Source organism: Pontibacter flavimaris, assembly GCF_001907195.1.
GTDB lineage: Bacteria > Bacteroidota > Bacteroidia > Cytophagales > Hymenobacteraceae > Pontibacter > Pontibacter flavimaris.
This window is the reverse complement of the sequence record NZ_LVWA01000005.1, coordinates 222,617-235,872: the sequence shown is the minus strand read 5'-3', so window position 1 is coordinate 235,872 and position 13,256 is coordinate 222,617. Positions and strand designations below refer to the sequence as shown.

The window sequence follows — 13,256 nt, the reverse complement described above, 5'->3', positions numbered from 1 at the left end:
AGCTCTGCTGCACAGGGACCTGTTCTCTTTGTGATGTAATGTTTTACAAACCATCTGCAAAATAAAAATAAGACATTACATTTGTGCAGTTGTACTGCACAGTTTTATATTTACTTTGCAACATGTTCTTTGAATGCCTGCTCTAAGATTTTGATTTTTGCCAGCTGTCATGCAGGAGCAATCCTGTGTGAAAATCGGCTGGTGTCCCATAGCAATATGGGATGAAAGCAACAATTTGGTCATTGTAGACCAGTTTTGTTGTTAAAGTTGAGGCCCAGTCTGTTATACATTTTGTTATCCACTCTTGTATACCAGTTATGCTGTTTTTTTCCCCCTCATTCTTTTTTTCGAGTTTCTCATAAACAAAGAAAACACGAGCAGGCATTCAGGAGCATTTTAGCTATCAAGATGAGTATCAAAGAAGAACAGAGCCAGTACATCCTTTCCAGCTTCAGCAGCATGAAGAGCAAAGAAGACTTTGTGGGTCTTCTGAATTATGCTAAAGTTATCATATATGGTGATAAGGCCGTTCCTTTTACTTTAAAGCACCTCAATTACCATAGCAACCCACAAGTCAGCAAGAACCGCTACACAGCTTTTACAATCAAAAAGAAGTCTGGAGCTAACAGGACCATTCATGCCCCTTCTAAAGGATTGAAGGCTATTCAGAAATGCCTTAACTTGCTACTACAAATCGTTTATGCTCAACACCAGCATAAAGCTGCAACTGGTTTTGTTCCAGGTAAGTCTATCGTAGATAATGCAAAGTTGCATACCAACAGCATCTATGTTTACAACCTTGACTTAAAAGATTTCTTCCCGAGCATTGACCAGGCCCGTGTTTGGGGCAGGCTAAAGTTTCCTCCGTTCAACCTAAACGAGAAAAGCGGCAGGCTTGAGCTAGCTAATATGATAGCCTCCCTCTGCTGTCATCAGCTGGAGGTAGAGCGTCTTCAGCCAGATGGATCATGGCAGAAAGACGTTAGGAACGTATTACCTCAAGGTGCCCCAACGTCTCCCACTCTTACTAACATCATCTGTCAACAGCTAGACTTTTATCTCAGTGCTGTAGCCAAGCGCTTTAACCTGAAGTACAGCCGCTATGCTGATGACATTACCTTTAGCTCTCAGCATAATGTTTACCATGAAGGTGGTGAGTTCTTGAATGAGCTTCATCGAATTATTGCTGCTCAGAACTTTCATGTTAAGCCAAGTAAAACTCGCCTGCAAAAGAGAGGTTACCGCCAGGAAGTAACCGGTATAGTGGTTAATGAACATGCGAGTGTGCCCAAGCGGTACATTAAGCAGCTACGCATGTGGCTTTATTACTGGGAACAGTATGGCTATGACAGGGCTTACTCCTACTTTGTACAACAGTACAAAGTAGATAAGGGCTATACAAAGAAAGGTAAACCTAATATGGCCAATGTCATCAAGGGCAAGCTTGACTACCTCAAAATGGTGAAAGGTAGTGATAGTGCTGTTTATCAAAAGCTAACAGAGCGATATGATCTTTTGCGAAAGGAAGAGCCTGCAAAAACCAAATTAACTATATTTAGTACTATATCAGAAACATCTGAATCAGACTCCTCTTTTATCAAAATTGTAGTAGAGAACTCTGCTTCACCCTCTATTCCTGATAAACTAACCAGGGAGATAAATATTCCCAAAGACACAGTCCTTCCACATGTTTTACTGATTGACAATAAACTGGTAATTGAAGGCACAACTCCTACAAAGAAGCTATTACCTCACAATCCCATGCATACAGTAAGCTTCTTAAAGAAGTTTAAAATTGCAGATGGAAGTGGCTTCAAAGAACTAGTACATGATGTTATTCTATCCGATGAGATCGTGGATGATATAATTTCAAAAGTTAAAAGTCATCCTAATTTTATATATCATTATAAACAAGAGAGGGTTTCTAACATAGAGTATATTAATGTTGGTATACAGAGTGAGGTTATACAATTAATTAACCTTTTTGAATCTGAAGGTATACCTTTTTATAAAGAAACAGGTAAGCATCCTTTTAATAATGATGAGAAGTATACTGAATTTGCTAAAAAATTCAAGAAAAAGTACAGATATGGCAGTGGTAGCGAGTACAGTAAACTTCATCAGGACATTTTAAATATTGCTATTGATCAAAAAATACCTCAAGACTGTATTGAGTTTTTACCCGATGAGCGAGCTTTCAACATCAGGTCAGGCTTTTTCACTTGGCAGCCACTAATATACAGAGGGTTAAGACACATTTTCCAATGCATAGCTGACCACTCAAACATTCATGGGGAAAGCCTCAAGCATGTTGATGATAAAGAAGTTTTAGTTAAAGCTGAGAAGGGTGATGCAGATGGACATAAGTTTATAGAAGTAAGTATTCTGGATAAGAATAGTAAGGCAACAATTGATAGTGATTTACTTCTACATTTCTACAAGGAATCAACAGCTTTCAAGCAGGACTTCAGGAACCTATGTGATTGGTTCATAGAGTGTGACTTTACAGCCGAACCACCTAAGCGAATTAATTTGCTTATTGCAAGACGGCTCGGGTCTGAGTCAGTTGAAATTGAACCTCTAAGTAACCCTGTGGGGGGCTTTAAACATGTTTTAAGATTTTATGATGTTAGATAGAATCATTATAGTCGACGATAAAGCATCTAGTGAGGACTACAGTACATATTCTGTCTTAGATTTGCTTAATCCAGAACAAAAAGAAAGAGTTGAATATCATTCAGACACTAAATATCTATGGAAGGCTGCTGACAATGAAGATGAAGTAGTCTTGCTTTCAAGCTTTAAAAACTTTAGCTATATATTTATACATGATAGTTTCAATGACCCTCTATTACCTGATGGACTTTTGCCAGTGCTGATAAAAGAATTATCCAGCACATCAAAAGTTGTTCTATTCTCAGGCAGTAAGCCTGATTCAAGTACTCCCTTGCGCACTCAGGTAGATCCGTCTATAGCGACTGATATTTTTTATTATGAAGTTCTGAGAAGACAGTACTACACCAACCTTTCCTCATTTATTGATAGCTTCTTCATGTTTGGGGAGTTTAGAATCAAATATCTATATAATTCAGATATACCTCCCTTCAAAGACAGAGGATATGAGCTGTTACATGATATAATGGATAAGCTTGAATCCTCCACAACAGAAGCTGTTTATTCTAAGTCCTTCCGAGATCTATTAACGCTATATAACTATGATGATATAGAATCAGTCTCGAAAAGGTTTGAAGCTATGTCTCTGGATGAAATAATTGAGGCCCTTGAAGATTTAGTAGAAAACAGCTAATCCTTATCTTATTTGATGAATATACTTATACACCTGTCAAACTCGTCCCTGCAATTTAAGTCTGACTTCTTCTTACCTATAGATGTTGAAGATCATCTTTTGAGGCAGGAACCTAGCAATTATCTGTATTTAAATAATAGAGAAGAATATTATACCAGCTTAATTTCTGAATCTCTAGACCTGACAGATTATAAAGATGTTAAATCCATTGTTATTGATAAGAATTTAGGTGGAAGTGGTTGGGTAAGAGCCATCAATCTAGCTGGACACATTAGATGCAGCACTTACACTAATTGCAACCTCAGTAATGTGCCTATAATTCTCACAGATGCAAGTGATCTCTATTTAGAAGACCCGTCAATTAAGGAGTCTTCAGTTATAAATTTCTTTCACACCGAAGGTTTTTACTTCAGAAGGCATGACCAGATTTTTACAGTAGTCTCTGATAAAATAACCGGTGTGTCACAGCCTGCTATTAACAACGAACTACGCAAACTAAAGGGAGGGTCTTTTAATGGAATAAATTTAAAGACTCCTAATGACAACCGCCATCAGTCTACAAACGAATGGGGCGCTATGCGGCTTGCATCAAATTTCGGATTATTGGATTCAATTCAGTTTAATTACCCTAAACACCTATACTTCAAGTATATATCCAAGCTTCTGGTAGAAATTTCCAATAAAACAACTGACTCTTCACTTTGTGGCTTATTCAATAATGTTTTATTGATTGACGATAATGCAGATAATGGGTGGCAGGAATTAATAAGCCTTATCTTATCCTGCAATGTAGATAAGAGAATATCTACAAGTGAAGTACTTGCATGGCAAAACATCACACCTGAAAAGTTTTGCAACTATGACTTGATATTTCTAGACCTCTATCTTGATAAAGGAAAAGTAGATAGTACATCTTCAATTAGAACCTTAAAATTCATTAAGTCAAAATTTCCCCAAATCCCAGTAATCATTTTTACAGCTTCTGATAAAGCTTGGAACTTAGATCTAATTCTTGAATCTGGAGCAGATGCAATGTATGTAAAGGAATCACCAATATACTTTCGGGACCAAGAATATAGTGTTAGAAACTACAATGACTTCAAAGAAACCATTCAGTTCATTAGTGAGAAGTATAAAATTTTGAAGCCTTACTGGTCTGCTATCCAGCATATCTTATCAGATAATCATTTCAATACAATTGAAAATTCCCCTAAAAGAATAAAAGCACGAATAGTAGAACGTTTTAAAATGTTCTATGGTCTTCTAAAGAAGGGTTATGAACAATGGGAGTATGACAAAGCAACGTTTTACTACTCTGATTATGAATTAGCCTTCATTACCTTATGGAGCATCTTAAACGAAATCCAAGAAGCTTATTACGAGAAAGATGACAGAACGCCACTAACACTTTTTGATCAAGACTTAAATCCAATCCAAAAGCATCCTGGGGAGACAGTTAGTATAACGCCAATACCAGGCTTTAATTGGATCATAAAAAACCAATCAGAATACTTCTTAAAGCATGAATTTGTGTTTGAAGGCTTTAGCGATCATGACGGAACACCTAAAACCAGAAGAAATGCAAGAGGTAGAGAGTATTTTAAATTAACTAGCGCTGGAGTAGAGTGTGCATTAGAATACAACAGTAAAGTTTCACCGTTTTATAGGAATGGTTCAACTTCCAATCGTCAGACATTTCACAAAGAATTAAGTAATCAGATAGCATTTCTTATCTTAAATAAGAATACTCTTAAATCTAGTGCAAAAAAGGACAGCTACTTAGTCAATCTAAAGGAGCTAACTGAAGTTAGAAATCATTTATACCTTACTCATGGGGAAACATCAGAAGTATATTTTAGACAAACCGAAGAGGACAAGAGAAGTAGTGGGGCTTCCAATATTACTCCAGACAGAGACATAAAAAAATTATTCGAACTAATTGAGTTCCTTCTAACTGGAAAAGAGGCAGAGATTACATTTTAGAAATAACCAATGCTTATTTACTTGTGCATATTGACTGCACACTTGCTCTATACCTTTGTTTTGTAATCGATAAAACATGAGCATATTTTACCACTTCCAACAACTTTTACTCAGTGATGACCAAAGAACAGCTTTAGAAAGGATTGAATCCTTTCTGACTAGCGACAGTCAAGTCTTCATGTTGAAAGGGTATGCTGGAAGCGGTAAGACTACTATATTGAAAGGATTAGTAGCACACCTAAAAGTTATAGGGAAAGATTTTGCCATGCTGGCTCCAACTGGCAGAGCTGCCAAGGTGCTGCGTGATAGAACCGGTCGTGGAATGACCATACATCGGGGCGTTTATAACTTTGAGAAGCTACAGTTAAAAGAAGTTGATTCAGAGGATGTCGCAGAAAAGTCTTACCACTACTATTTCCCAATAAAAGATGAGATAGAAGAAGGAAGAGTCATTATTGTGGATGAAGCTTCAATGATTGCAGAGAAGAAGGTTCAGCATGAGCTCTTCACCTTTGGCACAGGACATTTGCTGTCAGACCTGCTCACCTATTCAAAGATCAAGACCACCAAGAACAAAATAATTTTCGTTGGTGATCCGGCACAGCTACCACCAGTAACTGATCCTACATCCTTAGCATTCGAGAAGAGCTTTTTTGAAGAGCGCCAGATTACGGTGGTCGAGGCTGAGATGAAGACCGTGATGCGCCAGGCAGCCGAGAACCCTATCCTTCGCAATGCCGCGAAATTCAGAGATCTGATGGCAATCCCTGACAGGACTGAGCTAGAATTAGATTTCGATAACAAGCATTTTGTTAAAGCTAGTGCTGAGGAGATAGCGGAAAGATACACTAATCACTTCCCGCTTCCTGAAGTAGGTAACGGGGTGATAATCTCTTTTAGTAATGCCCAATGTCTTTCATACAACAGAGCTATCCGTGAAAAGATATTCCCGTCCTGTCGGGACATTGTTGCTGGTGATGTTATACTGATCAATAACAATAACTACCATACCTACGGTACAGAACTCTATAACGGAGATATGGCTCAAGTTATAGCAGTATCTGAGAGGCTCGATACACAATCAGCTCCAGTTTATGTAACGGAAGGTCGCGAAAAGGTAAAAAAAACCGTTACCTTAACTTTTCGTGACATCGTTATCAAGCTTCCTAATCACTCGGAAGACATCAAGTGCAAAGTCTTTGACAGCCTTTTGAACAACACTGCGGCGGACCTGACAATAACAGAACTCAAGGCGCTGTACATCAACTTTGTTATTAGATTCAATGATGAACAAAGACGAAGAAAAGATCAGGGATTGGCTACATGTAGAGAAGGATCGGAGGAGTTTCGGAACCAGCTAAAGGCTGATCCTTACTTCAATGCCCTGCGTATCAAGTACGGCTATGCCATCACATGTCATAAGTCTCAAGGCGGTGAATGGGACACAGTATTTGTGGACTACTATGGTCGCACGGGGCTGAAGGATGCTCAACTCCGCTGGTCTTATACAGCTATTACCAGGGCAAAGGACAAGTGCTACAATATTAATCCACCTTATTTTACGGCGTTCAGCAAACTTGCCTTTTCCCCTATTGGCCCAATTGGGAAAGTGCCGAGTGAGGCGATCCAGTTTAACAATATACCTTCTTCTCCTTTCCATCCTGCAAACTCTCATGCTTGTAAGAGTTTAAAGTATCATGAGATAGTTGAAAAAATCGCCGACACTCATTTTTCCCTTGATATGGTTGATTCTAAACCATACATGGAGATTTATTTTTTCAGAGTAGATGGCAAGGAACTGCGTGCCCAGGCAACACATGATGGGGCAGGCATTTTCAGTGATTTCGTTCTGTTTGGAACAGAAACAGAAGAAGCAAAAAGTCTTTTATCTATCATTAATCAACCTTATGAAAGGCAGTTCAGGGTTGATTATACCCCATCACACCCGAACCTGGAGAAGTTGTTTTCCATTGTACAGGAAAGCTGTAATACAGCGGGAGTGTTTATAACGAATATCATAGAATCTCGCGCGAATTATTATGTTACCTATTACTTTAGAACTTCTGCAGTTAGTTCTTACATCCAATTCTACTTCAATGGGAAGACACAGCTAACAAGAGCTATCCCTAAGTCTGTTATGGGAGAGCAAGATGAAAAGCTAAAGCAATTAATAACTACAATCTCACAGCATGCCTGCTAAAGAAATAAAAGAGTTACGCCAATCCGGAAGATTAGAAGAAGCCTATGCCATGGCTAAAGCTGAGTTAGAAGCTGAGCCTAATAATCTGTGGGCAAAACGCAACTTGAGTTGGGTACTGTACAGCCAATTGGATAAGGCCGCAAGCAACCTCAATCTGTTTCTGGCAAAACTGGAGGAACTGGAAACACTCGAGCTGCCTGAAAGCGAGGAAATGCTTTATGACAATCTCTCTATTGTAATTGCTAAGGCTGTCCGCCATATTACCGGGCACCAAAACATAAACTTGAGTAGCCTGGATACGCTATTTTCAAAAGTAAGTACCCTTCCACTGGTAAAGCCCTCCAAGTGGTATACCTCTCTATTTCAAGCATTCCATAAGGGCTACAGGGACACAGATAAATACATTGCTTTTGCTGACTGGTGGGGACTGGAAAACTTCAGAGAAGAGGATTACCAGAAGGACAAGATGCCTGATGGCAAAGAGATGATGGCAATTGCTGAGCAGGCCTATATTGCCTATTCCAAACAACTCTTGCCTAAGCATACTATGTTTGGAGAGGAAATCTTCAACAAAGAGAAGGTAGAGGCGTTCATGCCCAAGCTGGATCAGATAGTGGAGAGCTATCCAAACTATGTGTACCCAGCTTATTACAAGGCTAAGTTATTGTTAGCCTTAGGAGATGAAGAAAACCTGCTCTCTGCTATTCTTCCCTTTGCTAAAAAGAAAAGGAATGACTTTTGGGTGTGGGATGTATTAAGCGAAGCCTTCAAGGGCGATGAGGAGAAAATCTTAGCATGCTACTGTCGCGCTTTGACATGCAATAGCCCCGAAGAAATGCTTGTGAGTCTTCGTCAGAAAATGGCCACCATCTTTATTGCTAAGGAGCTTTACAACGAGGCCAGAACTGAAATAGAGAAGATAGTGGCTGCCAGGACTGCTAAGGGCTGGTCTATATCCAACACTCTCACAGGCTGGCAGAAGACCGAATGGTATAAGCGAGCTATTGCAAAAAAATCTAACCATGACTTCTACAAGAGATACACTCATGTGGCAGATAACCTCCTGTACAGCGATGTTGAGGAAGAGAGTGTGCTTGTAACCTTTGTCAACTCAGATAAGAAGATGCTGAATTTCACAGCTTCTGAGGACAAGCAGGGCTTCTTTAAGTATGACCGACTCATTGACAAGGTACGCGTTGGAGACACCCTAAATGTACGTTTCCAGAGTGGAAGCAAAGACGGGCTGCACAAAGTATTCACAGCCTCAAAGGGCACCGATGAAAGACTAAAGCAGCAGTTCTTTAAGGAGGTGGAGGGTGAAGTAAGAATTGCAGAAGGCAAGGAGTTTGGCTTCGTAGGCGATGTATTCCTCCACCCTACGGTCGTGAGTAAGAATAAGCTGGCTGCTGGCATGACCATCAAAGGACAAGCAATGAAATCCTTCGATCCTAAGAAGGGACAGTGGGGCTGGAAGTTAATAAGTATAGATTAATATAACTTACATTTAGCAGTCTTACTTGAACCTACTACCTATGGAACTTGACACTAACAATATTACAAAACTCTGTATTAAGCATAAAATTACCATAAGGGACTTCTTTTTACTGTACTGCCTTGTAAAAGAAGATTTAGATAATCTGAGAATGTATATTGACCACTCTGTGGACCCATGGTACAGTAAAGAGGACTGGAACCGGCTTTATCGCAAAGGCCTTATCGATTTCAAAGGAGTAGAAGGCAAAAATTACGACTTGGAGAATATACCTGCAGAGATTATTATTGTTTCTCCTGTCTTCCGCAGAGACATACTAAAAAAGCAATTGTTTAGTTAAGCGTGCTGCTATGCAGTAAATACTTTTAATGTGCACGTGCAAGAGAGCTTATCTATCTCGGAGTGCTAACTCTTGCTAAGATTTTGCCAACTCTTTCCCCAACTACTGTGCATTTCTGCTGCACACATTGCCCACATCTTTGTAACATCAAGACTAACACTAACCCTTTTCTTTCTTTGCTTATGCAATCTCAAGTTGAGCCCTATCCAGTATTTGAGAAAAAAGCTTTTCAAGCCTTCGATATTTTTAGAAACGAATTATCTCCAAGTGATTATTCCTTGGTACCATTCTTTTTCTTCTTAAGAAAAGCAGGAGTACTGGACAGAATATTAGAAGGAAATCCTTCAGATGTTAAGGCACAACTGAAGGACCTCGTTTTCGACTATGTCCGAGTGGCTTCAACTGAGGGAAAGTTAGACTTAGTATTTGAGACCCTCTCTCCAGTTATAGATAGGCTTTCTAATACGACCCTACTAGACCTAGTCCGATTTCTGGCATCATTTGATGAGGTGTCTTTTCAGCAACATTTTGAAGAGCTGTTTGAGAGCTCACTGTATAGGGCTTCAAAGATTGAGGGACGCGCTGGTGGCCAGCACCTTCAACCTTTGGAACTAAGTAGGCTTGTTTCTTCACTAGCGAATACTCCTGCTGGCGGTAAGGTTTATAACCCTTTTGCTGGGCCGGCTTCTCTTGGTGTGCTTATGGAAAGAGATGTCGCCTATTATGGTCAGGAAATTGACCCTAGAACTTGGGCATTAGGTCAACTGCGGCTATTGGCTCATGGTAAGGCCACAGAAAATCAGTATCAGTTGGGCAACTCAGTTGATGATTGGAATCCCGCCTCTCTTAAGTATGATCTAATTGTTGCAAACCCTCCAATGGGTATGAGACTAGCTCCGTGTTATGAGAATGAATTTGGCCGTTTCAAAACAGTCGAATCTTTCTTCATTAGTAGAGCTTTAAAGGACCTCAAGGAAGAAGGGAAGATTATTGCTGTATTGCCACAAGGCTTTCTCTTTAGAGGCGGTGTAGAGTTAAAAATAAGGCAACTCTTGATAGAACAGGATCTGTTGGAAATGGTTATTTCTTTTCCAGGTGGCATACTGTCAAACACAGCTATTCCCTTTGCTCTTTTGGTAATCAATAAGGCAAAAGCTGACAAAGGTGAAGTCCTACTGATAAATGCTGATGATTTTGTGGAAAGGGTATCCAACAAGGAGCGCCGCATCCAATACGCCCCTCTACATGCAGCAATCACTAATGCAGAAGAGTCTAACGGCTTTTTGCGCAGGGTCAGTAATGCTGAAATAGCCACACATAATTACAACCTACACCCAGGCCGCTATTTTATTGAAGAGATAGAACCTGTTAAGCCAGATGAACCGCTTGTAGAGCTTGGTAAGCTGCTAAAAGAAGTCCGAGGAAAAAAACCACAGTCAGCAACAAAAGGCAGGCTCATTCTTCTCCGAGACCTGAAAGCAGAGTCAGGTAACTTCTACCTTGACACAAGGCAGGTTGAGATTTCAGAGATACCTCCACAGGCTCATATCCTTGATAGGTCTGCTCTTTTACTAACTGTGCGCTGGAATACCCTTAAACCAACTTACTTTAAGTTTAAGGGGGATATTATCTACGCCACTAAGGACATCTTAGCCTGTGAGATTGACGAGCAGCGTGTTGATGTAGGTTACTTGATAAAAGAGCTTTCGGCTGATTATGTTCTTGAGCAGATTGCCAAGTATCGTACTGGTGCAGTAATACCGTACATCTCTAAAAAAGATCTCTTTCAGGTTAAAGTTAAGCTTCCTCCCTTGGAGGTACAGAAAGAGAGGCTTATTCAGGCTCTATTAACGAAGCAATCATCTGAACAGGCGAAGCACATCTCTGATCTTACACAGATGAGATTAGAGATGTTCAGGGAATTTGCATCTGCTAGACATTCTCTTAATCAGTACCTCAATGGTATTAGCTCTGGTGTTGCCGCTACCCATAAATTCCTCCTAAAGAATAACGGCAAGGCTATAAGCTTAACGGATAAATTCTCTGAAACTCTTGGCACAACGGTCGAAGAACACCTTAACTCACTTAAAGGCAAAGTAAAGCTCATGTCAGAGCTTTTAGCTTCTCTTGAGGTAAAGCTGGCGAAAAAGCCTGTTGAGCAGCTGGATTTATTTAATTTGGTTAAAGAGGCCCAGCACCTATTTGCAGATCCCGAGCTATTTTCATTTCGGCTTGAAATAGACAAAGAGTCACTCAAGAATGGCAACAGGAGTGTCATTCAACCTTTTGTTATTATTAACAAGGATGACTTCTTTAAACTGTTTTCTAATATTGTGGAGAACGCCAAAGTCCATGGCTTCGGATCCCGAAAAGGAAATATTATCAAAACTGATATTAGTTATGATGCCGGCACAGAATCTTTGATCTTAGTGATTGCCAATAACGGCTGTCCACTTCCAAAGGGATTCAACAAGAACCTGTATTCTATTAGAGGTGAAAAGGCTGGCAATACAGCACAAAATGGTATTGGAGGCGCTGATGTAGCCCAAATTGTGAGAGACTACAATGGCAAGTTTGATTTAATAAGTGATGAAGACAGCGACTTCCCTGTCTCAGTTAAAATTTCTTTCCCACTTTTTAAGCAATAATCTATGAAGTATACTGTACTGTGGATTGACGATGAGTATCAAAAGCAAGATGATGTTATCTCAGATGCTGAATTCAGCGACATAAGGCTAGTCCCTTTCACAACTCACGAGGAGGGCATGCATGAACTTGAAAGAAACCTCGCTAAGTATGATGGAGTAATTTTGGATGCAAAAGTTTTAAAAAATGTAGGTGATGATGTTCCTGGGCTAGGCGGGCTGAGAGCCTCCATTCTTCGTCTTGAGCAGTTATCTACTAAGAAGAGAATCCCTTACTTCATATTCACTGGCCAGGCTGATTACATGGAGAGTAGTGTGTTTGAAGATGGCTTTGGGAAGTACTATGTAAAAGCAAGGGATAACGAGAAACTTTTTACAGATATCAAGGCAGCCGCAGACAAGCTCGAAGACACACAAATAAAGCATCGTTATCAATCAGCTTTTGACGTCTGTACGGAAGCCTATATTGGTCAAAGCGCACTAGAACCACTGCTAGCAATACTAAGAAGCTTTTCTAATCCAGAAGCCGAGATCGATGATGAACTGTACTTCAATCAACTCCGCATTATCCTTGAGAAGATGTTCAGGTGTGCTCACCGCTTCGGACTTAGTCATGCAAAGTGCATTGATGAACATGGACAGGTAATCTTAGCAGCTTCAAGTCTGTTTATGTCGGGGCTAGAGGTTAAGTACTTAGGGATAAAAGCTGCCCGACCACACTTCCCAAAGTTAATCGCCTCTCATGTAAGAATTATACTAGAGATTACTAATGCGGCCTCACACAGTGAAACACAAGAGGCGGATAGCAGTAAGACAAATCTTTCTGAATACAGGAATACGGTCAACACTCCTTACCTGCTCTATAGCTTAGCGTTCAAGCTGCTGGATATACTTATTTGGTTCAAGTACTATGTAGATCAGAACAATGACTATGAAACAAATAAAGCCTTGTGGGTATCTGCAATACCAGAGGAGGTCACAATGAATGAGAATACTGGATCTGAGGGTGTGATTATTAATAAAAATATTAAAGGTTTCGCTTTTTTCAGCCCCAATGACAATAGTGGTAATGCATTTGTTCCTCCAGCGCTTGTAAATAAATTTTCATTGGCTGAAGGCACAAGAGTATTGGCGATAACCAGAGTTGCTGAAAAAGGTTTACAAGTTGAAACAATAACAATATTGAACTAAGATTGCTTTAGCCAATAACCCATTAAAGCAATACCGAGCTGTAGGCAGGTGCTGTAGCGCACTATAGTTCCCAGGGCGTTGGCCTTCCCACCAGTTTG

At 40.0% G+C, this 13,256-nt stretch carries 8 protein-coding genes; all 8 read left to right on the top strand.

Features of this window, described 5'->3' with window-relative positions:
• Positions 1–408: 408 nt before the first annotated feature.
• The 8 genes from A3841_RS09465 (at position 409) to A3841_RS09430 (ending at position 13,158) form a co-directional block, all read left to right on the top strand.
• A complete protein-coding gene (locus A3841_RS09465) occupies positions 409–2,637 on the top strand; it encodes a reverse transcriptase domain-containing protein (protein ID WP_073852082.1) in 2,229 nt (742 codons plus the stop codon).
• On the top strand, positions 2,624–3,307 hold the full coding sequence (locus tag A3841_RS09460; RefSeq protein WP_073852081.1) for a hypothetical protein: 684 nt from the start codon (positions 2,624–2,626) through the stop codon (positions 3,305–3,307). Before A3841_RS09465 ends, A3841_RS09460 begins: the two co-directional genes overlap by 14 nt.
• A 15-nt stretch (positions 3,308–3,322) precedes the next feature.
• A complete protein-coding gene (locus A3841_RS09455; RefSeq protein ID WP_073852080.1) occupies positions 3,323–5,290 on the top strand; it encodes a response regulator in 1,968 nt (655 codons plus the stop codon).
• Between the two features lie 76 nt (positions 5,291–5,366).
• Positions 5,367–7,490, top strand: coding sequence for an ATP-dependent DNA helicase (locus A3841_RS09450; protein ID WP_073852079.1), 2,124 nt, complete (start codon positions 5,367–5,369; stop codon positions 7,488–7,490).
• The gene (locus A3841_RS09445) at positions 7,480–8,982 is read left to right on the top strand and encodes a tetratricopeptide repeat protein (RefSeq protein WP_073852078.1); all 1,503 of its coding nucleotides are present in this window, start codon (positions 7,480–7,482) and stop codon (positions 8,980–8,982) included. The genes A3841_RS09450 and A3841_RS09445 overlap by 11 nt, the downstream gene beginning before the upstream one ends.
• A 40-nt stretch (positions 8,983–9,022) precedes the next feature.
• Positions 9,023–9,322: a hypothetical protein gene (locus A3841_RS09440; RefSeq protein ID WP_073852077.1), complete on the top strand. Its 300-nt coding sequence runs from the start codon at positions 9,023–9,025 to the stop codon at positions 9,320–9,322.
• 182 nt (positions 9,323–9,504) lie between these two features.
• On the top strand, positions 9,505–11,970 hold the full coding sequence (locus tag A3841_RS09435; protein WP_073852076.1) for an N-6 DNA methylase: 2,466 nt from the start codon (positions 9,505–9,507) through the stop codon (positions 11,968–11,970).
• Positions 11,971–11,973: 3 nt separating this feature from the next.
• Positions 11,974–13,158 (top strand): hypothetical protein, encoded by a 1,185-nt coding sequence (locus A3841_RS09430; RefSeq protein ID WP_073852075.1) that lies wholly within the window; start codon positions 11,974–11,976, stop codon positions 13,156–13,158.
• The last annotated feature ends 98 nt before the right edge of the window (positions 13,159–13,256 follow it).